Source organism: Leptospira bourretii, from assembly GCF_004770145.1.
Taxonomy (GTDB): Bacteria; Spirochaetota; Leptospiria; order Leptospirales; family Leptospiraceae; genus Leptospira_A; species Leptospira_A bourretii.
The window spans coordinates 67,143-91,844 of the sequence record NZ_RQFW01000016.1; the positions used below are offsets into that span (position 1 = coordinate 67,143).

Annotated in this window: 20 protein-coding genes; 11 read left to right on the forward strand and 9 right to left on the reverse strand. The window is 38.5% G+C overall.

The annotated features are described in order from the left end of the window. Window positions 1-72: 72 nt before the first annotated feature. Together EHQ47_RS10670 and EHQ47_RS10675 are read left to right on the forward strand one after the other, a co-directional pair. On the forward strand, window positions 73-300 hold the full coding sequence (locus tag EHQ47_RS10670; RefSeq protein ID WP_244290331.1) for a cysteine-rich CWC family protein: 228 nt from the start codon (window positions 73-75) through the stop codon (window positions 298-300). A gap of 155 nt (window positions 301-455) precedes the next feature. Beyond that, complete coding sequence (locus tag EHQ47_RS10675) at window positions 456-1,553, forward strand: helix-turn-helix transcriptional regulator (protein WP_135747604.1); 1,098 nt, start codon at window positions 456-458, stop codon at window positions 1,551-1,553. Window positions 1,554-1,592: 39 nt separating this feature from the next. Here the strand turns inward: EHQ47_RS10675 and EHQ47_RS10680 are convergent, their stop codons facing one another. After that, entirely contained in the window at window positions 1,593-2,585 is a 993-nt protein-coding gene (locus tag EHQ47_RS10680; RefSeq protein ID WP_244290312.1) for a DUF1554 domain-containing protein, read from the reverse strand. A 70-nt stretch (window positions 2,586-2,655) separates the two neighbouring features. Continuing rightward, window positions 2,656-3,615: a hypothetical protein gene (locus EHQ47_RS10685; protein WP_135747606.1), complete on the reverse strand. Its 960-nt coding sequence runs from the start codon at window positions 3,613-3,615 to the stop codon at window positions 2,656-2,658. Window positions 3,616-3,852: 237 nt separating this feature from the next. Here EHQ47_RS10685 and EHQ47_RS10690 point away from each other — a divergent pair, with 237 nt between their 5' ends. From EHQ47_RS10690 to EHQ47_RS10700, 3 genes are read left to right on the forward strand one after another with little or no spacing between them, the layout of a single operon-like run. After that, complete coding sequence (locus EHQ47_RS10690; protein ID WP_135747607.1) at window positions 3,853-4,557, forward strand: glutathione S-transferase family protein; 705 nt, start codon at window positions 3,853-3,855, stop codon at window positions 4,555-4,557. A 41-nt stretch (window positions 4,558-4,598) separates the two neighbouring features. Continuing rightward, complete coding sequence (locus EHQ47_RS10695) at window positions 4,599-4,946, forward strand: ArsR/SmtB family transcription factor (RefSeq protein WP_135747608.1); 348 nt, start codon at window positions 4,599-4,601, stop codon at window positions 4,944-4,946. A gap of 2 nt (window positions 4,947-4,948) precedes the next feature. Further along, window positions 4,949-5,431, forward strand: coding sequence for an SRPBCC family protein (locus EHQ47_RS10700; protein ID WP_135747609.1), 483 nt, complete (start codon window positions 4,949-4,951; stop codon window positions 5,429-5,431). Window positions 5,432-5,491: 60 nt separating this feature from the next. Here the strand turns inward: EHQ47_RS10700 and EHQ47_RS10705 are convergent, their stop codons facing one another. Continuing rightward, complete coding sequence (locus EHQ47_RS10705) at window positions 5,492-5,854, reverse strand: hypothetical protein (protein ID WP_244290313.1); 363 nt, start codon at window positions 5,852-5,854, stop codon at window positions 5,492-5,494. Between the two features lie 346 nt (window positions 5,855-6,200). Between EHQ47_RS10705 and EHQ47_RS10710 the strand changes: the two genes are divergently transcribed. Continuing rightward, window positions 6,201-7,991 (forward strand): methyl-accepting chemotaxis protein, encoded by a 1,791-nt coding sequence (locus EHQ47_RS10710; protein ID WP_135747611.1) that lies wholly within the window; start codon window positions 6,201-6,203, stop codon window positions 7,989-7,991. Between the two features lie 10 nt (window positions 7,992-8,001). Here the strand turns inward: EHQ47_RS10710 and EHQ47_RS10715 are convergent, their stop codons facing one another. Next, complete coding sequence (locus tag EHQ47_RS10715; RefSeq protein WP_135694840.1) at window positions 8,002-8,682, reverse strand: nucleoside 2-deoxyribosyltransferase; 681 nt, start codon at window positions 8,680-8,682, stop codon at window positions 8,002-8,004. A gap of 109 nt (window positions 8,683-8,791) precedes the next feature. After that, the gene (locus EHQ47_RS10720) at window positions 8,792-12,019 is read right to left on the reverse strand and encodes a SpoIIE family protein phosphatase (protein ID WP_135747612.1); all 3,228 of its coding nucleotides are present in this window, start codon (window positions 12,017-12,019) and stop codon (window positions 8,792-8,794) included. Between the two features lie 246 nt (window positions 12,020-12,265). On the opposite strand from EHQ47_RS10720, the gene EHQ47_RS10725 reads away from it, so the two are divergent. Continuing rightward, entirely contained in the window at window positions 12,266-13,552 is a 1,287-nt protein-coding gene (locus EHQ47_RS10725; RefSeq protein WP_135747613.1) for an alanine racemase, read from the forward strand. Window positions 13,553-13,605: 53 nt separating this feature from the next. Here EHQ47_RS10725 and EHQ47_RS10730 read toward each other — a convergent pair whose 3' ends face one another. Together EHQ47_RS10730 and EHQ47_RS10735 are read right to left on the reverse strand one after the other, a co-directional pair. Beyond that, entirely contained in the window at window positions 13,606-14,634 is a 1,029-nt protein-coding gene (locus EHQ47_RS10730) for an extracellular catalytic domain type 1 short-chain-length polyhydroxyalkanoate depolymerase (RefSeq protein ID WP_135747614.1), read from the reverse strand. A 131-nt stretch (window positions 14,635-14,765) separates the two neighbouring features. Next, a complete protein-coding gene (locus EHQ47_RS10735) occupies window positions 14,766-15,749 on the reverse strand; it encodes an LLM class flavin-dependent oxidoreductase (protein WP_135747615.1) in 984 nt (327 codons plus the stop codon). A 252-nt stretch (window positions 15,750-16,001) separates the two neighbouring features. Between EHQ47_RS10735 and EHQ47_RS10740 the strand changes: the two genes are divergently transcribed. After that, a complete protein-coding gene (locus EHQ47_RS10740) occupies window positions 16,002-16,775 on the forward strand; it encodes a helix-turn-helix domain-containing protein (protein WP_135747616.1) in 774 nt (257 codons plus the stop codon). 54 nt (window positions 16,776-16,829) lie between these two features. Then, window positions 16,830-17,666, forward strand: coding sequence for an NAD(P)H-binding protein (locus tag EHQ47_RS10745; protein ID WP_135747617.1), 837 nt, complete (start codon window positions 16,830-16,832; stop codon window positions 17,664-17,666). A gap of 2 nt (window positions 17,667-17,668) precedes the next feature. On the opposite strand, the gene EHQ47_RS10750 is transcribed toward EHQ47_RS10745, so the two are convergent. After that, window positions 17,669-19,780, reverse strand: a complete 2,112-nt coding sequence (locus tag EHQ47_RS10750) for a cellulase family glycosylhydrolase (protein WP_135777166.1) — start codon at window positions 19,778-19,780, stop codon at window positions 17,669-17,671. Window positions 19,781-20,204: 424 nt separating this feature from the next. On the opposite strand from EHQ47_RS10750, the gene EHQ47_RS10755 reads away from it, so the two are divergent. Both EHQ47_RS10755 and EHQ47_RS10760 read left to right on the forward strand, forming a co-directional pair. Then, on the forward strand, window positions 20,205-22,358 hold the full coding sequence (locus EHQ47_RS10755) for a neutral/alkaline ceramidase (RefSeq protein WP_135777167.1): 2,154 nt from the start codon (window positions 20,205-20,207) through the stop codon (window positions 22,356-22,358). Between the two features lie 94 nt (window positions 22,359-22,452). Beyond that, window positions 22,453-23,112, forward strand: coding sequence for a TetR/AcrR family transcriptional regulator (locus EHQ47_RS10760; RefSeq protein WP_135777168.1), 660 nt, complete (start codon window positions 22,453-22,455; stop codon window positions 23,110-23,112). Window positions 23,113-23,116: 4 nt separating this feature from the next. On the opposite strand, the gene EHQ47_RS10765 is transcribed toward EHQ47_RS10760, so the two are convergent. After that, window positions 23,117-24,496, reverse strand: a complete 1,380-nt coding sequence (locus EHQ47_RS10765; RefSeq protein WP_244290315.1) for a DUF1565 domain-containing protein — start codon at window positions 24,494-24,496, stop codon at window positions 23,117-23,119. Between the last annotated feature and the right edge of the window lie 206 nt (window positions 24,497-24,702).

The window sequence follows — 24,702 nt, forward strand, 5'->3', positions numbered from 1 at the left end:
TTCCTTTTTGAAAGGAGATACTACTTGGAAGAATACAAATCACATACCTTAAAAATATCTAACCAGAACCAAATGAATCGCAAACATGAAGATAAAATTTGTCCCCATTGTTTACGAATTTTTGAATGTAAGGTTGGTTCTATTAGTCTTTGTCAATGTACTAAAGTGACTCTATCTGTAGAAGAAAGAGAATATATAGCAACACAATATGCTGATTGTCTTTGTTACCATTGTATGGAAACTTTGGCCTTTGAATTCAGGATAGGCAAATCCTATAAGGCCATTACTTGGAGTTTTTGAAGTTTGATATATTCGAAGAATTTGTTTTCGTTATCTAACTTCGCCAAACGATTGTAGGATTTGACTCAAATCTTTTTACACAAAGTGTAAAATTGAATGGTAAAAAAACTTAGGAAGTGGTCTTATTAGTAATAGTAAGGTTAAACTTCATTGTTATGAGTGTATTCTTTTTAGTTCCTTTGTTTGCATCTTTGGCAAATGTAAGTTGTTTTATTGAAAATATCACTCGTGACCATCGTTTTCACCGACTCTTAAGTCTTTTTTATTTTACAATTGGAATTCAGAACGCGGCCACAGCAGCTCTCTGTTTTGCTTCTGATGAGACCACTGGCCTTGCTTTTTGGATTTTCCAGTGCCATTCTTTTTTTCTCTTAGCCCCCGTTCTTGTTGCCATCTGTTCATTTTGTACGGGAAGGCGATTGTTGAATCAAGGGACTATCTCCATTGCCGTTTATGCCTTGGCTGTCGATTTACTTTGTTCTTCTATGCCAAAAACAGTTGTGTATGGTTTTACAAAATTTTCTTTTGGGATGGCCCCTCTTGTAACACAATTAGGCGGAATTCTAGGTGGTTCTGTTCATTTTTTTGCGATAGCTTTGTCTTTATACTTTGTTCTTTTCCCATTGGAATGGAATTCCTTTTTTGAACGTCGGACATTTCTCATTGCTCTTTGTGTTTGGTGGTTTGGATTGTTCTCCAACTTTTTGCCAATGTATGGATTTGATTTTCCTCCACTTCATCCGGTTGTGGATGCCACATTGTCCGTGTTATTATCAATTTATTTAAATCGGTTTAATGCATCCAGGCCCAGTGTTTATAGCCTATTTGCCTCTATATTAATCTCTCTTGCGGTGGGGTTACTTTTCGGAATCATTGTTTTAAGTATACTTCCTGTATTTGTTTATAAAGAATATCTAATCTCCATTGTTACAACACTGATTAGTCTTTTGTTTTTTGCCTATTTGCTAAAAACTACACTCAAAGAGAACAGGCCCAATCTTTCCTTCTCCTTACCACTTGAAAATTTTGGATTGTCCAAACAAGAACTAAGGATATGTGAGTTAATAGCAGAAGGGCACAGTCGTTCTTTCATTCGTTTGATTTTGAATGTTTCTGATGGAACATTAAGAAATCATTTAAAGAATATTTATGGCAAAGTCCTTCCCGAATCTAATTCCACTTCCAAAGACCAATTACAACGTTTGACTGTGTTTTTATCCAAACAAAAAATCGCTGAAAGACAAAACATTTAACAAAATCCATAAGTTGGTATATATTATATACATGTTCTTTTATTGTTCAACACAAACTAACTCACGATTGACGGAACATTGTTGTAATCCTCTCCCTGCTGTGAGTGTCAATATATCTTGGGTATAAGCATCTCCAGTCATTCCAAGTTCAAAAGTGGCGTTTGTAGTCCACTTCAAACAAGCCCCATCCAAATAGGATGTCCAATCTGGATTGAGTCCTGTCCAATGGTCAGAGCTAACGGTTGTAATTGGCGTAGAAAGACTTGAGGTAAATAATCCATTGGCATTGGATGTTTCTATATTGATCCCACCGGGTCGTATATACGCCTGGTTTGCCTTAAACACCCAATCGATCTGACCATCACCGACATTTTGTGTGATGCTTGCTCTTCGTGATACTTCGTCGACAACCATTGCTTTATAATTACCAGTACCAGGGTAATTTGGATCCGCATAGCAACTGGAATCAAAGTTCGATGCTTTGCCAACATTGGCAGGATAAGCATTCTGGGTGATAAATATGATACATTTGATACAGGAAGCCTTACAATTAATTTCAATATCTTTTACGTTTTTGCCTAAGACCGTCCCCGTAGAATTGACCAACTCACAGTAGTTACCTTCCGCTTGCGTTGCAAAATTTACTTCGTAATTAGCACCAACAGGGATCTGCGTGGGAAAGGCAAACTCTGTGCTACCAGAAGGAATTATAAGTGAATTCTTATGATTTAAAATTAATATCAATCCGTTTCCTGTAAGACCGGATATTTTACCACCAACAGTAAAGCCTGTTTGATTTGATACATTTGCTGGAAAACAGGGATGGCTTGTGTCACCTAATATTGATTTTGCTGCTACGATTTTTGAAAAAGATTTGGAATTTACATCACAAGTATTTTCTAATTGAGATGGTGAACAATTTGTCATCAAAAAGCAGGAGACAATGAATCCATAAGTAAAATTAACAACGGAATGGAAACTGTAAAAAAGATTTTTACAGTTTTTTAAATCAAATGTTGTGATTTGTTTCAAATCGTTCCAAATCCCAGATGTCCAAAAACAGTTTCCAAAAAATAAACATCGGGGATTCGTCAATCTGTAATCACTCATTGGGGATGGCTACATATCCTTTTAAGAGTGTAAACCGAAAGGGTTGGTTCAACGTAAGTAAAGATGTTACTTCCGTGCAAAGAAACTCTTTCTCGAGAAAACTAAAACTGGTTTTCACTGTATGTTGGCCCGCCAAAGGAATTCCAATATCTAAATCAACTGCTGGTGCAATGGACTCTGGTAAACTTCTTGGACTAACGGCACTTAAATCTAAGTGTAAAGAATTTCCATCAACGGGGAGATTATACTTTGCTGTGATTTCTATTTTGTCGCCAGACATTGTTGTTTCCAAACAATGGTCTGAACAATTTCCAAAGGTCCCTGGTGATTTGATTGCATCGGCGCACTTCCTTGCGTGTCCGATTCTTAATTCTTTTGAAGCGATTCCAAATTCATTTTTTGCGACAACGAACACTTTGTACTTTCTATCTGAATCACCAAGATAAGTATAACCGGAAAAGTTACCGGCCGTGCGTTTTAAAGTTTCTAATGCATTTGTGACTGTTCCATCAGAGTTTAACACCATATTTTTTTTCCCGAAATACATAGTAATCTCTGTGTTTGGTGGAACGGGTTTTTGAAAACTAATACTTTGTTTTTGAAATTGTAACAACCCTTTGCTGGAGTAAGGGTCGTCTGCAGGATTTGCAGGATTTGTGATATAGGTAACTTCATTCAGAAGGGGAGGTCCATTGGGGATCTCACCCGCTGCAATGGGTGTTTCCGTTCCAGAACCCGTTTGGCTCCCGCCAAGGTTTGTGGATGTGTTTGGATCTGCTGCCACGAGCAGTGGAACAAGAACGGTTTTGGGATCGGGAGAAGACCCCTCACATTTTAGAAAAAAAAGAGAAAGTCCCGTCATCACTAGAACTGGGAGGTTCCAACGAACAAACTGAATGGTTCTGCCTTGGAGCCGGTCAAAATGTCGAAATGTTTGGTTGGGTGTTTTCATGCACCCAAGATAACATGTCCCTCAGGTTTCTACCATGTCCTGGATGTCACGAGTGCGACCGCTGGCCTATCCCAAATGTCATGTTTGGGAGTAGAGATGGATAATCCCTGGTTTTTTCGCCTCCCTCACTTTCGAAACTCACTTACTTTTTTCACGTGGTTACAATTTTATAATAATTACCCAATTGGATAACTATTTTGCTTGCATGCAAATTAGGCTCTGTTAATAGTTTCCCAAATGGATAACTATCAAAACCAAAACCTTTTGCTTTTCTTCCACCCACTTGCTTCCTTTTGCCATAAGGTTCTCATCGCGCTCTATGAAAATGGCACAGAGTTTGAGCCGAGGTTAGTGGATTTGATGGTGGAAGAGTCCAGCGCCGAACTATTTGCTTATTGGCCCGTTGGTAAAATCCCTCTCCTTCGTGACCGAGTGAAGGAAAAAACAATTCCAGAAACAAGTATCATCATTGAGTATTTGGATGAATTTTATCCCGGAAAAGAAAGGCTCATTCCTACAGAAAAAACCTCTGCCTTGGAAACTAGACTTTGGGACCGATTTTTTGATTTATATGTCAGCGAACCGATGCAGAAAATTGTCGTCGATCGTTTGCGTCCTATAGACCAGAGGGACCAACTTGGTGTAGAACAGGCTTACCAAAGGTTACCGATTGCCTATGGGATGTTAGAAACCCAGTTAAATTCCCGAACCTTCATTGCAGGCGAGAGTTTTACGATGGCCGATTGTTCGGCAGTTCCTGCGTTATTTTATGCTGATACGATTTTGAGTTTTAGAAACAAACATCCGAAACTGGAAGCATATTTTGAAAGATTGTTGGAGAGACCTTCCGTCAAACGAACGATAGACGAAGCGGAACCTTATTTTCATATGTATCCGTTATTTGACAATATTCCCAAACGGTTCTTGAAAGAAAAAAAGTAAGGACTTCTTTTTAGGGTTTGAAATTTTGAATTGATTCCATTATGAACTATCAATCACCAGGTTTGGAACATATCTTTCATGCACTTGCCGATCGCAGTCGATTGTCTATGGTCGAACGATTGAGTTTCGGCCCAGCATCAGTTAAGGAATTAGCAGAACCTTTGGACATGGCTCTACCCTCCGTGTTAAAACACTTAAAAGTATTAGAAGAAGGTGGGATAGTTTTATCAGAAAAGTCAGGACGGGTTCGCACATATAGATTGGATCCAAAAAAACTGGAAGGAATTGATTCTTGGATGGAAGAAAGAAAGGCAGCTTGGAATCGAAGTTTTGATCGATTGGGAAGTTTTTTAATCGAATCATCTGATGAAAATTCCGACGGAGAATAAAATTGAAAGAAAGGCAAGTCAGAAATTCTACATTTACGATCGAAAGGATCTTACCTGCATCTAAGGAAAGATCCTTTGCCGCTTGGGCCAATGCCGATTCCAAACGAAGATGGTTTGCTTGTCATGATGATTGGAAAACTGTTGAATTTAGTTTGGACTTTCAGGTTGGCGGGAAAGAAACCAATTTAGTTGTAACACCATCAGGCAGTCGGCATGTATTTGATGGAACTTATTATGACATTATTCCTAACGAAAGAATTGTTTATGCTTTTGGAATGTATGTGGATAACATTCGTATCTCTGTTTCTTTGGTAACAGTGCTCTTTGAGTCCACGATTGAGGGTAGAACAAAGATGGTATTTACCGAACAGATTGTACTTTTGCAAAAACCAACAGTAGATGGATTTTCAACAGAAGAAGAAGCCAATGGCCGTGTAGAAGGAACCAATGCAGGATTCGATCGACTTGTAAAAGAACTATCCTAGGTTCACTAGTGATGGAACCCAGGAATTTTTGTAATGTTCGGGCCACAAAATCAAAATGTTTCAAACCGGGTATAAAAATTCATAAAAAGTACCATTAATCAAGGGGACTCTGATATGCTTTAAATCTACCTTTTCTTCCGTTTCTAAGTATTGAACAAAAGGTTTTTCTGGTTTATAAAAATATTTGGTCCTAGTTCTTTCTAAAGACTGCAATGCATTTTTTATGTATGTTTCTTTTGGTTCTTTGGGACTGACAAACTGAAAGAGTTGGCGGTTTTTTGTGGAAGCCGGAAGGGAAGATTCCCAACAAATTTCTTCTTCAATCGAAAGAATCTCTTCATACAATTCTGGATGGTTTGTCGGACCACCAAGGGTAACCAATTTTAAAGAAAGATCATAATACTCATCAAGTAGGGATTCCATGTATTCCATATTCTTTTTAACCTCTAATCACTAAGATACCAGCCCCCTAGGACAAACGAAGCGCAGAGTCAAAAAAAAATGAAAACAAGGAGGGGAAACAACCTGATTCTAAAACTCAAATAGATAGGCAGACTTCTTTGTCAGAATCGGTTTTTTTCAAAAGAACCATCAATCGGTAGAAAAAGGGAGACTTCTGTATGGCTTTGGACTATGGGATATGTGATAAGTACGAACTGTTCTTGTGAATCAAAGGAGGATGAATCGAAAATTGCAGAAAAATAATCTTTTGCCAAAAATTTGAGTGATTGAAGAAAAGAATCCAAATACAAATAGATAAAAAATCTGTATGACAAATTCTAGTTCCATGTCTCAAACCTCTCTCCAAGAAAAAATTAACAAAAGTAAGGTGATCGGAATCAAAGGCCAGCTGATGTTATTTATATTTTTGATTCTTTCAACAGTACTTTCCTGTATTTTTTATATTTCTTATACAACTGCAAAAGACCAGGTTTTGAATGTGGGAGAAGAGATGTTTACCAACGTTCTCAAAGATGCAGTTGGGCTGGTGGATGCTTTAAACGAAAGAGTAAAAGCTGGTGATATGACCTTGGAAGAGGCTCAGGAAATGGCGAAAACATACATTGTTGGTCCTAAGATGCAAGATGGAAACCGAGACATATCAAAAACAAAAATGTCGACAAACGATTATATGTATCTTTGGGGAATTACACCGGAAGGAATTGCAACCATGCATCCATTTAATCTTGAAGGTGTTAATATTTGGGACTACCAAATCCAAGGGAAGTACACAGTCCGAGATACTTGGGGGAATCCAAAAGCAACGGGATATCCATTACGTGAAATTTGGCAAAACCCTGGAGAACCCATTTATACTTTTATGGCCTACCAAGCATACTATAAACCATGGAACTGGGTGATTGGTGCGGGCGGTAGAGAGCAGATCATTTATGAAAGAAGATTACGGGGAATGCAAGGTATCTTTCTCCTGAGTGCAATCATAAGTTTAACATTTTCTATGTTGTTATCATATTTTTTAGCATCTTTTATTTCGAAACGAATTCAGAAAATTAAATTCGTGGTAGAAAAAGCAAGTCAAGGAGACCTTCGAGAAAAAGTAAATTTAAGTTTTAAAGATGAGTTTGGAATTCTCGGTGATGATTTTAATATCATGGCAGCTAACTTACGAGAAATGATGAAACATGTTTCCAATTCATCCACTAAGGTTGCTGAATCTGCAAAAGAAATGTATATGAGTGCAGAAAATTCTTCTGCTGTCGCCGGTGATATTGCAAAATCCATTAAACAAGTTGCTGTCAATACAGAATCGCAACTAGTCGCCTTCACAGAGAACAAACGAGGTATGCTTGAAAATTCTCAAGCTGTCGCAAAAATTGCAGAGTCTACTGCAACTGTTTCTGATTTGGCAAGTGAGGTTTTGGAAAAAGTTCAAGATGGAAGGAATGTGATTGGAACTACCATTAAACAGATGTCAGTTGTAAATTCTTCTGTCAGTGGGATTTCGAATAGTATTCATGTTTTAGGTGAAAATTCAAAAGCGATTGGTCAAATTGTAGAAACGATTAACCAAATTGCGAGCCAAACTAATTTACTTGCTCTGAATGCGGCCATTGAAGCGGCCAGAGCCGGAGACCAAGGGCGAGGTTTTGCTGTGGTTGCGGATGAGGTTCGAAAGTTAGCGGAAAGATCTGAGTATGCAACCAAACAAATCAGTGTTTTGATTGGAGAAATTCAAAACAATACAAGTTCAGCTGTTGCGATGATGGAGAATGGTGCAAGAGAAGTGGAACAAGGTGTTTCTATGGTCAATGAAGTGGGACAAACATTTGAAAGAATTGCAGGTTCCATTGAAAAGGTAACTGATGAAATGCAAGGTGTTTCAGCAACTACAGAAGAAATCTCGGCAAGTACGGAAGAGTTAAATGCATCGACAGAACAATTGGCACAAATTTCTAACGGAATTTCTGATAGCACACAAGCCATCGCTGCTTCTTCAGAAGAACAACTTGCATCATCTGAAGAAGTAACGGAAGCGGCGAATAACTTAGGAGTCCTTGCCGAAGACTTAAAAGCAGAAATTGATAAGTTTAAGATTTAATACTTAAAGATTAACCTTCTAAGTATTTCATAAAACTCGCAGAAGCTTTCAGTTTTTCCATAAGGACTTTGAGGATGGCGATTAAATCTTTCTCTTTGTGTTCAAAGAAGCGGATGATTTGTAGAATTTCCCAAACTTCTTTTCCAACTTCCATGGTTTTTTTGACCATAGGTGGGGGATTTTTTAGATAAAGGTTTTCTCCCGCAGCGTTGACCTTCACAATCATTTCTGCAAGGTTAGTTGGAATTTTAGCAATGTCTGTGACGTATTTCCAATTATAACTAAGTCCTGTTAGGAGAGGGTTGTCTAACCCATTAAATTCAGTTCTTGGGTCATTTTTGTAAATGACGATTGGTTTTCCAACAGCAAAGGATATTCCTGTTTCAGAAATAGAACCATCATCAGCAGGTCTTCCATTCATGTTGAATACTGTTGCACTGCATCGTTCAACAACTTGATAAACATCCATTGCAAACACTGCTTTTTGCACAAAAATCATAATGTCTCGAAAGATTTCGCCCGAAATGATGGGCGTGTTGACCATTGCCATGACTTTGGCTACTTCGATTCCGTCTCTTTGTGGAAGGTACGTTTTGTATCCTGCACTTTCTAGGCTTGCTGCTATACTTGCCATTGTGTTCAGTTCTTCTGGACTAAACATCGGGCCAGAACAATAAATATATTCGCTCATAATATCCTCTCATTCATAGGAAATGAATTAGGAGAGATTTTGAATTTCTAAGAAATTAAAGCATCTCAATTTTTATTAAGATTAAAAAAAAGTTAGATGTTTGGCGGTGTCAGAGATCAACGACTACGAGTGTTATGTCGTCATCTGGAACATTTTTCCCGCAAAATTCTTTGATTTGTTCTAAAAGTCCGTCGGCAAATAGATCGGCCGAACTATCTTTAGAATTTTCAACAATATAATGGCTGAGTCTTTCATCACCAAACATCTCCCCTGCGAGATTTCGTGCTTCGGAGATTCCGTCTGTATATAAAATGACTCGGTCACCAATAGCAAAAGGAATGTCCAAAATTTCATCAGGAATCTCTGGAAAACATCCGAGAATTCTTCCTTTTGGTCGAACCATTTCTACTTTGTTAGTTTTTCTTCTATAAAAAGCTACTGGAGGGTGACCGGCACTTGCATAAAGGATTCTTTGGTTTTCTAAATCAAAAAATAAATAACAAGCAGTAACAAATTGTTTATGAATTGAATTCAGCAGTAACTTGTTGATTCTTTTTAAAACTTCGTTCGGTTTTTTAGAAACATGTTTTTGTAAGTTAAATGCCATCTTGAACATTGCTGCCACAATGGCGGCTGGTATTCCATGACCTGATACATCGGCAATCACAACACCTAAACTATATTCGTCGGGCGTGTGAAAATCGTAATAATCCCCACCAATCGAAGTCATCGGATTGTATCTTGATACAATGGTTGCCCTACCACCAGTTGGCGGATGTAAGGGAAGGGAAGAATCTTGGATTTTTTTGGCCAGTTTTAATTCAGCTTTGATACTTAAATAATCTTCTTTTTCTTCAACCGCAGATTTTAAAAGGATTAGTGTGTTGACCCTCGCAAGAAGTTCTCTTTTGTCAAAAGGTTTTCCTAGATAATCATTGGCACCTGCTTCCAAACCAGAAAGTACATCTTCGATTCTATTTTTTGCCGTTAACATAAGAATTGGCATTTCATACATCGAATAAGATTCTCTCAATATTTTGCAAACTTGATAACCACTCATTTTTGGCATCATGATGTCTAACAATACTAAATCTGGTTTGATTTCATTTGCTACATTGATTGCTGTTTGTCCATCTAACACGGGTACAACATGAAATCCAGAGCCGCTAAGTTGAATTTTTAATACTTCTAAATTGATTGGGTCATCGTCGACAGCAAGGATGGTGAGATTTCTATTTAAATCTTTCGAAAGATTTGTACTAAGTTCCATCCTTTCCGTATACGCTTGTTCAACGATGAAATTTCCTCTTAAGTCTTCTGTTGACATCCAAATATGGGCACCGTCTGCATTTGAGTTTTGAGGAAATTGGAATTCTGTTTGGCCATTCGCAAGAGGCAATGTGAATCGAAATATTGATCCCTTGCCTAGTTCTGATTCAACAGAAATAGTCCCTGTATGTAATTCTACCAAGTTTTTGGTGATGGAAAGACCAAGTCCCACTCCACCATAGTTTCGCGAAATACTAGCGTCTGCTTGGGCAAAGGGCGAAAAAATTTTATTTTGGTCTTCTTTGGAGAGACCAATTCCTGTATCGATAACAGAAATTTCCAAATAATCAACCAAACCATTGTTAATTGTTCTGACGGTGATTCGAATACTTCCAGATTCGGTGAATTTGATAGCATTCCCAATTAAGTTAAAGAGGATTTGTTGGATTCTACTTTCATCTCCATAAACTAAAGGAGTGTTATCGGGAATTTCGCTGATGAGAGCGATTCCTTTTTCTCTGGCAGTACGTTCGAGTAAGCCTATAGTTATTTCAACAGAAGGTTGGATGGCGAGTGTGATTGGGAAAAGATTAAACCTTCGATTTTTCATCATCGAAAAATCAAGAAGGTCATTAACTAAATTAGAAAGTCTTTTGGCAGACGATATAATGAAGCCTAAGTTTTTGGCGACTCCATTGCTGACTGTACCCATCGTACCTTCGATGAGAGATTCAGTAATCCCAATGATTCCGTTGAGTGGTGTTCGGAGTTCATGGGAGGTATTGGATAAAAACTCGTTTTTCATTTTATCCAATGATATTAATTCTTCGTTTTTCTTTTCTAACTCACTCTTTAATTGGTTTGTAGCTTCATAAAGTTTTGCAAAACGAATCGATAATGCAAATGACAAACTTAAGGTGTAAAATAAAAATCCTTCTGAAAGAGATCGATCTAAAACTGAAACGTAAACTTGGAGATAACTTAAAACAGAGAAAATCGCAGTAATCCCAAGTCCGATTTGTCCAATTAAAATAATAAAAGCACCTGGTTGTTTGTTCCGAACTGCTTTGATGGTGAAGACGAAAATAAAAAGAAGTTCTATAAGTGAAAGGATATCATTTGCATTTAAAGTATACTTCGAGTAAATATCCATGATAAAAGGATAAAACGTAAAAAAGGAGACGATGGAGAGGATTGCATGAAACCAAAGAACTCCCTTTATCAACTTTGATGGTTTTTGTTCTGAAAAATCAAAAAAGAAAAGAGTCCCAAATATACCCATTAAGTTTAACGCAGGGTGAAAAATGAAATGGTTGAACCAAAAATTATCCCAAATAAAGTACGGGAGTGATAAGTTTCCGAAAGTTGCAAGTCCTGCAAGGATTGCAAAAATGAAATAAATTAAATAAGCACGTTCTCTGCGGCTACGTAACCAAAGAATCAAACAATAAATAGCAGAATATAAAAAAGCAAAACAAATTGCAGAATTCCACATGATGTATTTGTAGAATTTACTTTGGATGAGATCTGAATCGCCCATATAAAATTCAGAATTTACAAACCCACCCCAACCTACATCGTCAGCCACTCGCACGGCAATAGTGTTTTTTCCTTCATAATTGATGAGTTCAGATGGGATTGTATATACACTGATTCTACTGCTTTTTTTAATCAATTCACCGGATTCGGAAATCAAACCTGTTTGACCAACAAGAACTCCATTGATATAAATTTCATTGGCATCGGCAATGATAGGAGTGAGGATACTTATCTTTTGGTTTTTAAATAATTTCGAAACTTGGAAGGATTGTCTGTACCATCCTACTTGAAAACCGGACAGACCTGAATTGTTCCATTGGGCAGGAACAGACAGTTGGCCCCAGTGGGTATCGGGAAATTGTTTTTGAGCATGGGTTATGTCATCTTTAGGGTTGAATCTCCATTGGCCGGCTAATTTCACCAGTTCTTTAGGGTTGTTCAGTTGAAAGTTGGTAAGATTGGGACTTGCATGGATTGGCAATATGGCGATAAGAGAACAGTAAATCGCAAATAGATAACGAATTTTCATTACAAATCCAATGAAAAGGACTCTGCCTTTTACATAATTAGCCTGGATAGCGGAATTTAACCAAGAACAAAAGGGTTTTGTTTTTCATAAAACATATGAAGTGGAATCAAAATAAAAACGAACAACATACTTTCACTCGTGATTTGCTAGCCTAATCATTCTTTGACAAAAGAAAAAGAAAAGTTGCAAACTATTCTTGGCAGATTTAAAAAAACTTTTTTTCTTATCAATTCATACTGGAAATTTATGTTCAAAACTCGTAAATCCCGCCTCTGGTTTTTTCTACTGATCGGACTCGTCGTTTTATCTTTTCTAAAACCAAAGGATGAAGGTTCCGCTTACCAAGAATATTATTTTGCCCTTAACCAAGAGTTAAAAACCAATGGTTTTGGAAAACCGGTTGTACTTTTGGACTTGGATCGGTTGGATGAAAATTTATCTACACTTTCTAAAAACATACCACCACCCTTACACTATCGTATCGTTGTAAAGTCACTTCCTTCTTTGGATCTCCTTCGTTATATTACAAAAGCAACAAAAACAAATCGTCTTATGGTTTTCCACTCAGGTGACTTGGTGATGTTACTAGGTGATCGTGAATTTTCTTCCTTTGATATCCTTCTTGGAAAACCGATGCCAGTTCGTGCATTAGAAGATATTTACCTAAAAACAAAAGTAGATCGATTCCAGAAAATTCACTGGTTGGTTGATACAGAAACAAGGATGAATCAATACTTGGAGTTTGCAAAATCAAAAAATATAAAACTCAACCTTGTTTTGGAGATTGATATTGGCCTTCACAGGGGTGGATTTGTGAATCCAAAGGAAACAAATCAAATTCTTGCTATCTTTCAGAACCATCAAAAAAACTTAGAGTTTGGTGGATTTATGGGTTACGAGCCACATGTCGCTTCCGTTCCAAATCTATTAGGTGATAAGAATGAAGCGATAGAAAAAGAGATTGGCTCCTCTTTGAAAAAATATGAAGGATTTGTTCAATCTGGTAAAGAATCATTTCCATCTTTGTTTGATAAAGAATTACTTTTGAATGGTGGTGGAAGTAAAACGTATCGATTTTATCAAAAGAATCAAAATGTGGTCAATGATGTCTCTGTTGGTTCAGCACTTGTGATGCCGACAGATTTTGATGTCAGTACACTTGTAGAACACAAACCTGCGTTTTTTATTGCAGCCCCTGTTTTGAAACGATTGGAAGGAACCACCATTCCCTTTTTAGAATCCATTTCATTTTTATTTCCTTTCTGGAATCCAAACTTACAGGTGACTTATTTTATTTACGGTGGAGCTTATCTTGCCAAAAAAGAATCTCCCCAAGGGCTTTTTGACAATAACCTTTATGGTGTTAGTACAAACCAAGGGATCTTAAACGGAAGTTTGGCGACTGGCTTAAAACCAGATGACTATGTTTTTTTTCGTCCCACCCAAAGTGAAAAAGTAATGGCTGAAATGGGCGAAGTGATCCTTTTAAGAAAGGGAAAAATCATTGGAACTTGGAAGTGTTTTATCAACTAGTATGCCAACGGTTGACATACTAGTAATACTAATCAATATTGTAAGTTTTATCTTTATTTTGCGGTAAAAAATTCCCACATGAGATCGTTTGCTTTGATGGCCGTTGATGGTGTGGCAGAGCCAAAGAAAAGTGAGGGTTTTTTGCCGCCAGGCCAAGAATGCCCTCCCGATTCGGTGACACAAAGTTTTACCTTCACACCATTTTTACATTCATTGTATTCATCGCAAATGACACCTGGTTCGTCTAAGACTCGTTTGGGTGTAGGATTACACTGGTTGAATTGAACCCATTTATCTACTGATTTAGGAACAGAAACAAAATCAGTAACAAGTGATCTATCTTTGAAACTACTGCCTGCACCACCAAAAAAAAGAACTTTATCATCATCTTTTGCGTGAATATGCAATACAGAAATTGGTTTGGAAGGATTACAGAAGATTGTATTATCAGTACCGGCAACGGTTGCGATTGCTGAAAGTTTATCTGTCATTTCGCATGCGAGGCGATAGGTCATCATGGCTCCATTGGACATCCCGGTAGAATACACTTTGGATTTGTCAATGTGTAGTTGTTTGGTGGTATGGTTTAAGACTTCTTTGATAAAACCAACATCGTCGATTTTTTTGTCACGCGCTTCCGCGCAACAATTCCCCGCATTCCATGTAGCAATTTTTCCAGATTTGTATTTACTATATCCATTTGGGAATACGGCGATATGTCCATTTTCTTCTGATTTGGAAATTTGATGGTAATATTCTTCTTTAGATTGGATTTCCATATCACCGCCACCTCCATGTAAAACAAAAAGGAGGGGAGTTTCTTTGTTAGGTGAATATGATTTTGGAACATGCACTTTGTAATATCGAGGGATTCCGTCAAAAGAAAAAGTGAATGTATAATCACCTGGATTTTCGATTTTTTGGCTCAGATCGTTGGAAGCAATAGGTGCTGGTTTTTCTTCCATTTTTTTTTGGAAACGTTCTCGGATTTTACTACGCAACCAGCCGCGAGAACAAGAAGCGGTGGAAAAAATGAGGAGGATGGAAGACAAAACCAATAAGAATCTAGATTTTTGTTTCATAAACGTTCCCTTGTTACAGAAAGATACGACCTGAAATTTTTAAAAAAAGTTCCAGGTGTTTTTACGTATATCCATTCAAAAATAGTAAGTTAGGCAAAGAAAAAATTAAAAAAATTTGTATCATTATATTTTTACTCAATATCCAAATTTGCCAAAATTTCGAGAGAGTGGATTTTTTTATCTGTATCATAAATAGAGGTAACGGTCATTAACTCATCGGCTTTTGTTTCTTCTAAAACTTTTTGAATACCCTCTTTCACTGTATTTGGTGCTCCCACAACAGAATAAGATAACATTTGAGATGCCATTTGTTTTTCTTGTGGAGACCAATAGGAATCGATGTCTTCAATAGGAGGTGGAAAAGTACCTCTCCTATTTCGAAGTATCCGAGTAAAGGATTGTTGGGAACTTGTGAAAAGATGTTTCGCTTCTTTGTCCGTATCCGCCGCAATCACATTCACTCCTACCATCACATAAGGTTTGTCTAAATACCGGGAAGGTCGAAATTGTTTTCGATAAATACTAATGGCTTCCATCAAAGCACCTGGTGCAAAATGAGAAGCAAAGGCGTAGGGAAGTCCAAGGATTGCTGCAAGTTGAGCTCCAAACAAACTAGAACCTAAAATCCAGACAGGAATATGAGTTCCCATCCCAGGAATAGCACGTATTTGTAATTGCTGATCATCATCTTCAAAATAAGCGAGAAGTTCTTTGACATCTTCCGGGAACGATTGTGCACTCATGGCATCACGTCTTAACGCGCGTAAGGTGAGTTGGTCAGTTCCGGGAGCACGACCAAGACCTAAATCAATCCTTCCTGGATATAAACTTTCTAAGGTTCCGAATTGTTCTGCAATGACAAGAGGGGAATGATTTGGTAACATGATCCCTCCGGCGCCAATGCGTATACTTTTGGTATGTCCTGCTAAATGACCGATGACAACAGAGGTAGCTGCACTTGCGATGGATGGGAAGTTATGGTGTTCCGCAACCCAAATACGATGGTAACCCAAACTCTCTGCCACTTTTGCCACTCGAACGGAATTCGCCAAAGCTTCCTTTGCGGTATTTCCTTCATTGATAAATACTAAATCGAGAATTGAAAATTTTGCCATTAAGAACACATTCCCTTTTTGCTCTCTCACGTGTAAATGGGTAAAAAAGGAAAATCATGTTTTATCGAAAAAAAATAAATACATCTGTTATGTGAGATTTTTATTTTGTGGTGCTCATTGATAAAAAAATATTCCAAAGAGTTAAAATATAAGTCTAAGTAATTCGTAGACTAAGGTTTTCACTTCTTTTGATTTTTTCATGAGAAGTTACCAATCAAAGGTTTGCAGTAAGATAGTTTGAATTAAGATTGAATGAAAGTTTGGAACCCTAACTTAAGTCCGAAGGAAAGATCACTCATCCAATCTGTATATGTATTTGAATCCACCCATGGAGAGAAATATAAACTTCCTTTTTATGCAGATGGATTTCCTGGAATTGTATTTTTTCATTCCGAAAAACCTGTGACGGTTTTTGTTGGATCGGAATCCAAAGTAATGGATCCAGTATTTGTCTATGGGCAGACCATTTACCCCATACAAATTGAAATCGAAGGTCCTTTTTTCTTTGTGATGGTCCAACTCCTTCCTGCAGTTGTAGAAACAGCTTTGGGCATTCCTGTTCTTGAGCTAACCAATTCTTGTTGGACAATCCCTAAGTTCGAGTGGAATTTTGAACCTAATTTCAGTTTGGCGATTGACGAGTTTTCTTCTTCTTTGGCAACCCAAGCATTACTGAATTTTATTCTCGAAAAAGGAAAGAAGTTTCGTCCAGATCCGGTTTTGTTTGTTTGTATCGAAGAAATTTTAGAGAAAAAAGGGAACTGTGAAATCGGGAAGTTATCCAAAAAACATGGACTTTCTGAAAGAACACTGCAAAGGCGATTCCAAAACTATGTAGGTCTTACCCCAAAACAGTTCTCAACCATCATTCGGTTTCAATCTAGTCTAAATGAAATAAATACTGACAACAAATTTAGTCTCACTGATATAGCATATGTTAGTGGGTATTCGGACCAATCTCATTTTATTCGCCAATTCAAATCCTTTACTAAACAAAAACCATTTCAATTCAGAGAAAAAATCTAAACTTTGTCGGGTTTGTTCAATTTTTCTTTTCCCGTTTCTTGTATTCTTTATCTTATGAAACCAAAAACACTTATCATTGGATCCAGTGGAAAAACTGGATCACGAATTCTATCAAAACTCAAACAAGCGGGTTATCCAGTTCAATTGGGATCAAGAAAGGCGGAACCATCCTTTGATTGGGAAAATCCAGAAAATTGGGAAGAGACACTCCAAGGAATCGATCAAGTTTACATTAGTTTCCAACCAGATTTGGCAGTGCCATCTTCTTTGAAGGCGATCCAATCCTTGGTGCAAGTTTGTCAAAAAAACAAAGTGAAACGTCTTGTTTTGTTATCAGGTAGAGGAGAACCTGAAGCAAAAGTTTGCGAACAAGTGGTACAAAACTCAGGTTTAGAATGGACCATCCTTCGGTCGAGTTGGTTCTTACAAAATTTTAGCGAAGGGATGTTTCTTGAACCAATTTTGGAAGGTAAAGTTTTATTTCCTAAGGTAGCAGCCAAAGAACCATTTGTGGATTTGGATGATCTTAGTGAACTTGCCTTTGCCTCTCTTGTCACAGACAAACATAAAAATAAACTGTATGAGCTGACAGGTCCAGAACTAGTTAGTTTTAAAGATGTTTTCAATACAATAGCAGAAGTCACAAACCAATCGATAGAATTCGAAGAACTTCCGTTAGATGATTATTTGTTAACTTTAAAGGAATTTGGGCTTCCAGAAGATGTTTTATGGTTAATCGATTATTTGTTTCGCACCGTCCTTGATGGAAGGAATGAATCAGTCGTAAGCGATTTGGAGCTGGCACTAGGCAGAAAACCAAAAGATTTTCAAACCTATGCCAAAGAAACTGCCAAATCAGGAATTTGGAAAATGCCAGAAAGAGTCAGTTAACTTTAATTTGATGATTCGGCGGGGTATCCGCCGTATGTCATCTTTCCTGTTAAATAGATCGGACTTTTTTGTTCTAAGAGAACTCGCTTGTTGAGTTTGGACTGGATCTCCATCAATGTTTGTAAGGAATACGATGTACTTCCCCCATCCACAACTAAAACATAATGGTAAGAAGAGTTTGGATTTTCATCTAAGTCCAAATCATCCCATACATGTAAAATATTTCCCGAACCAACCTCTCGATTTCGATCGGGAGTGATGATGGCTTCATTGATTTCTTGGTTAGGGGTTGTTGGCAATGATTGGTTGTAGATTTTTTTTTCCGAAACTAAGATCGCCTTTGTCGGGTCAAAATGAGAAGGAAGATAAATCTCCGTGGGTGCATCCGAAAACCTTCCTTTCCATACGACGAACTGAAATCGTTTCCCTACAAAGTATTTTGGTTCCGAATCTCCTGGTTTGATTGTCGCCCAAGAAAATACATTGTTCCAAGTATCATATCCAACCGTATTATAGTGACTACTGATGATCCGGCCTTGTGACTTGCGTAGGTAACCTCGTTCGATGGTATGGTTGTTTACGTTGAAACTAGTTCCATAATTTCCTACCACAGAAAAATCTTCTTCATTCCATGCATCTTTTGTGGTAATAAGTTTATTCGGATTTCCATTCATATATTCTGCATGGTTGTTGTAATAATAATCCCAGTGCCACTGTGTTCCTGATACAATGGGATTGTAAAAATCGACAAACCTAGATTTAGAACTTTGGTTTCCATCTGAAATTTCCATCGCTTGGTAAACAGCACTGATCATTCTTGGAGTGTCTTTTGCTCCTGTGCCTTTGAGCCACATTCCAAATTCACTAAGAAAGGCGGGGATTTTTAAAAACCGAGATTCCTTTCTGATTTCATCTATATATTTGAAATAGGTTGCGTTATCAATTCCTGTCAGATCTGTTCCCATACGACCTGCGTCATAGAAGTGAGAGTTAAAAACAAATCCAGGGCCTGGTGGTGAAAGTAAATGGCCACCTCCTGTTGCGGGTGCAATCGCCGAACCAATGTTTGTATTCCAAAATACTAGTGGTTCTGCAAATACCCATTTGTTTTCCCATCCATTTTGATTTAAAATGGTTCGGATCTTTTTGTAAAATGGCCATAACTTTTGATTGTCCCACTGAGCTGGTGTGAATCCTTCCATTCCCCCATCCACTGGTTCATTAAATGGGTCAAGTCCGAGTATGTAAGAAAATTCTTCAGCACTTAGTTTTTCTTTGAGATAGGCTGATGTTTTTTCGATTTGCCAAAGAAACTCTGTCTGCATATTTTTAGTTCCGGAACTTGTGGAGAGAGGGGCATTGTTCCAAAAATTGCGAAAGGCTCGCCGCACCGCTTCATTTGTTAAATTGTTTTGGCTCCAACTGGCACAAATAAATCCACAGTATTCTGTTGGATAACTTCCACCTTTTGTGATCCAAGCAGGTGCGCCGTTTCCAGTATGCCAAGAGTTTTTATTAAAGAGATGGCGTGAAAATAAATCTTGGTGGTAGTCAAGAAGGATGTACATTCGTTTGGCAGTTGCTTTTTTGATTTGGTTTATAACAGCATCTAGGTAGTTATAATCGATAGTGTCCACAGCAGGATGGACTCCTTCCCAAGCAATCGTATAACGAATGATATTTGATCCTGTGGTTTTTCCGAGCCTCGTAAATGCAATCTCAGCATCAGATTCATTGGCAAAAGGTTTGAATCCATGTTGTGCGAGTTTCATATTTCCCGAAATATTAAAGCCTCGGAAACTGACCTCACGTCCAAGTCCATCCACAAAAATTTGGTCTGTAAACTGGTTATATGTTTTATCCGAAATCAAAATTTCCCTTTCTTGGGATGTGAGGCTGTAATCCAAACTATGGGAAGAATTTGTTGTATTACTTGCCTTTGACAATCCTAAGGAATGATCTTCAGTGTTTCCTGTTTGCCTATCTCCACCTGATGATAGTAATGTGAGAATGTTTGACTCGGAATCTTTTGCCGGAGCACAAGCAAGAGTGCTGAGTAAAAAAAAGCAGGTAAGGGCGGAGCCTAGGGTGTTTAGTTTCCGGTTTGGTTTCATAATTCCTCGTTTGGCATTCCTTGGGGAATGGCTTTGGCCAGTTGCCTCACACTAGCCGACATTTGTCGATTAAAAAATTTGACACTAAATTTCCATAAATATGCAATAGAGAAATCCAAATTCGAAAAAAGTACCTGGGTGCAAAGAGAAAGTGACTTACCTTTTTCCCCCAAGAGAGTTTTACACCTAATTCCATCCTATTTTCCGTCCAATCTGTCCGATTCTTGTGGAATTTACCTTACCTTTGTAGCGGAAACCTGAACACTGCTCTATAAAAATCGACATGTGTCGATTAAATATCTTGCCATATTTTTAACACTGTTTAGACTTATAAACCGAATTTGGTTTTGGATCGGCCTTGGCCCCGAGAGGAAACCCAAGCGAAAAACTGTTTTATTTAGAAATTTAGATTCGGAGAAAGTATATGAATTCCAAAAGAGAATCCCGAGTGCGCTTGGGTTTTACCATGATTTGCAGTTTTCTGGTTTTGCATTGTTCCGACCAGAAACCGTCCCCATCCCCCATTCTTGGGCTTGTCAGCGCAGGTGCGAGTGAGAGTTCTCAATCGGATTTAATGAGTTCGTCTGGTGTGAACCGAGCAGTGGTTCCAAATCTAGGTTCGTCGCCCTATTTAGTCGGTGCCGGAATGTATGACATCACGGGCCCCGCAGCAGAAGTGGGGATGATGGGATTTGCCGAAACAGCACAAAAAACAGAAGGGATTTATATGCGCCTTTGGTCAAGAGCCTATATCATTGGCGATGCTTCCAAACGAGTGGTATTTGTCAGTGCTGATTTGGGTATGATCTTTCAATCCATCAAACAAGCGGTGAGTAAAAAAATTGCTTTGGATTCGGAACTTTCTCCTTATTACAATGAAGCCAATGTTTTGCTTTCTGCAACTCATACACATAGTGGTCCTGGTGGTTACTCCCATTATTTTTTATACAATGCAACCACAGCAGGTTTTATCAAAGAAAACTATGACGTAATTGTGGATGGAATTTATCGTTCTATCAAATTAGCTCACCAAAATCTAGTGCCTGGGAATGTTTATATCAACCAAGGGAACTTAACCGATGCTAGTAAAAATCGGTCTGCTGTTGCTTACGATAAAAATCCAGTTAGTGAAAGAAACTTTTATGGAACGAACGTAGACCAAACAATGACTTTGTTGAAACTAGTAGCTGCAGATGGTAGAGAACTAGGAATGGTCAACTGGTTTGCTGTACACCCAACCAACGTAGGTCCAACTAACAAGTTGATTGGCGGTGATAATAAGGGACTTGCTTCTTATTTATTTGAAAAGTCAAAAAGTGCAAACTATTCCGCAACCCAAACCTTCGTGGCAGCTTTTGCTCAATCGAATGCTGGTGACGTCACACCGAACCTATGGGGTCCTGCTGATGGTGTGAATGATTATGCGCGTCAAAAAATCATTGCTGAAAAACAATTAAACAAAGCACAATCATTGTATTCTTCTGCCAACACCCAATTGACTGGTTCTGTTGACTTTCGACATACGTATGTTAACTTTTCAAACCTTTATATCAGTAGTTTGGGAACCTCTACTTGCCCTGCGGGAATGGGTGCTTCTTTTTCTGCTGGGAGTGTGGAAGATAATGCTGTCTCTGTAGACTTTTTTGATGAAGGAACCACGGTTGATTCACTTGATTGGAATACGAATTCTGCAGATGCATTTAAAGCAAGTTTCCTCGGCGGATTCCTTGGTGTTTTATGGCCTACTTCAGTGAGCGAAGCATATAAACTTTGTCATGCAGAAAAACCTGTCCTCATTCCTACAGGTGTGGCAAGTTTTGATGGCAATCCTTGGACTCCACCAGTGATTCCGATGCAGATTATAAAAATTGGAAACCTAGCGATTCTTGCCATTCCTGCCGAAGTGTCCACTATGGCTGGGAGAAGGCTTCGTTCTCTCGTAAAAAATGTTTTGGAAAACGAATACACAGTCGTAGCCGGACTTTCCAATTCTTATACTTCGTATCTGACAACAAGAGAAGAATACTCTTCACAACAATATGAAGGGGCATCCACACAATTTGGACCGAACACTTTACTCGGTTATGAACAAGAATTTGGAAAACTAGCAAGTGCTATGCGAAATGGGGTAACTTCCCCTGCAGGTCCAATCCCACCAGACCTCACCAATTACCAAGCCACTTTCCAAACGGGTGTTGTTTTTGATGATGTTCCCCTCTTTAAAAGTTTCGGAACAGTATTTACCCAACCTTCAGCTTCTTACAGCAGTGGTGCCACAGTGAATGCTGTCTTCTGGGGAGCTCATCCGAAAAATAACATGCTCATCGGAAGTAGCTTTGTGGATGTGGAAAAACTAAATGGATCGACATGGTCAGTGGTGGCAAGGGATTACGATCCATCCACAACATACCGATGGCAACGAGATGGGGTTGCTTATTCCAAAATCAATGTTTCTTGGAATACTACTTCCTTTCCAACAGGAACTTACCGGCTCAGACACCGGGGCCATTGGAAATCTGGTTGGACAGGCGCCATCAGTGCCTACCAAGGGGTTACAAACAATTTCACAGTGCAGTAATATCTGAACACTCACTCACCTGACCCGTAAAAAAGGTCAGGTATTTTCTTTGCAACGGGATTGACTAGGTAAGATTTTCTAGAACGCTCGTACTATGGATAAATTGGTAGACGCATCCTTATCTCCTGACCTTGCTTCCAGGCCCTTCAAGTTCACAAGCAAACAGGGAAGAAACAGACGCACACAATTATTAACAATTGCTTTGGAATTCCTTCGTGAAAAATCTCCAGAAGAGATTAGTTTTGCAGACATTTGCAAAGAAGCCAAAATCCCGAGGCCATCTGCTTATCATTTTTTTCCCAACGTGGAAGCCATTTTCCATGGGATTCGGTTGTTGCATTCAGAAAGCCTTATCGAAAAATCTTTGTTATTAAAACGAGAATCCTTTGATTCCTGGAAAACATATATTGAAAGATCGATTGATGTTGCGGTAGAAGTAACCAATAAAGAAAGGGCATTCCCTCGATTGATTTATGGTTATCGAATGAGTAACCCTGAGATGCGCCAAGTGGGCCAGGAATTGGATGCAAAACTAGCAAACCTTGCCAAACTCGGGCTTATGGATCGGTTTGAATTGCCTGAATTAGAACAGGCAGACCAAATCTTCGGAGTTGCTTTTTCGATTGCCGATTCACTCTTAAAACATTCCTACAGAACCTATGGTGACTTCACAACTTGGATGGTGAGTGAAACTAAAAAAGCAACAATTTCCTATTTAAAAAACTATTTACCGGAAGTTTGCAAACCAAAGTAAAAATTTAGTAATTACCTGAATAAGTGGGTCCGCCAGTGGTTCCCCCGTTAATAGTTGTTATGCTGTTTATGGGGTTAAATCCTTGATCATAGTAAAGTGCGGTTTGGCAACCGAAAAGTCTGTTTCCATTAAAACTAATCGGACTTGATCCTCCATCTTCATACAAACAATACTGAATGGAACCACCGGAAGTAAAAAGTGTGTTGAACTGATAATTCCCGACATCACTGCCGCCTGCACCATGATATATCGCATAACTAGTCATACCTGATCCACCATTCAGAATGTTGCTAGTGACAATCGAATTGGAAGGATGGCTTGTGTTAAATGCATAAGAAATATTTCCTGTACCTCCATCAACGGCATTGTTAACAATCGTTGGCGTATTTGCATGAGGCGAATTATAAATTCCGTGGGAAGAACTATTGGCAACTCCGCCATAAATGATATTGTACACCACAGTCGGTGAGGAACTATCTTGGACTAAGACTCCAAAAGTATTTGAGAGCGAAGAATTTCCCCCTTGAATCGTATTATTGGAAATGAATGCCGAAGAAGTGGAAAGAAAAATAACGGCGGACATTGCATTACTGACAACACCTCCTTCCAATCGGTTGTTTGTGATTGAGGGCGATCCCAATAAACAGTTGAAGGCAATGGATGCTGTAGGAGCATTCGGGTTTGATGCACCTCTAATGGTAAATCCATCCACCACTGTAGAGGTTGTGATGGTTGCCCCGGCATTGACTGCGATGGAATCGGCGTTTGCCGTTGCTGTATCTGTAATCCTAACAACGTAAACACTAGAATTACGATTTAAAAATCCAGAACTAAACCCACCGTATAAAGAAACATTATTTACCAGATTCACTTGAGTTCCGAGTCCACTGTCCACAGGATAGTTTCCTTCCGAAACAAAAACAGCCGCTGGTGGAGTTGCTCCTGTAATGGCAGAAGTAATTGTGAGTTTTGTATTCCCGGGAGTCGTTCCTAAATTTCCATCATTCCCAGAAGGACTTACATAATATAAATTGGTATTTGCAGCAAGAACAGTGTAATTTCCGCTGATAGGTGGTAAATGAATTCCAAGTGAATCTGTTGCATCCAAATTGAAGGAATGAGTTCCGACTGGGATGGAACCCGAAAGAACCACAGTGTCATTGGCGACGTAAGTGTCTGACCAAACCGGCATTAGACTAACTCCAAGAGTGGCAGTTAAAGAATTTGGATTCATAGTCCGACTGAATAGAATTTGGATTTTAGAATTAGAGAGAATGACATTCCCGAGAGAGGGAGTGATGGCCGCTGTAGGGCTCCCATAAAGCCCCAAAAGGAGACCAAGTTGTTTTAGTTTGTCATTTTTTTTGGTTGGGTCGAGGTCCAAAATTTCCCTAACAATTGGGTTTAACAAACAATGGAATTGAAAACAAATCAGAACGAAAACAAATAGAAAAGAGACCCTTCCGTTTTTTCTATATTTTCGCATAACACAACCAGAGTTGTGTAGGATATGTTATTTTGTCAATCAGGCAATTCATATATCAATTTAGATTGGACAGTTTGTTCGAAGAAAGGAGAGGATTTATAACC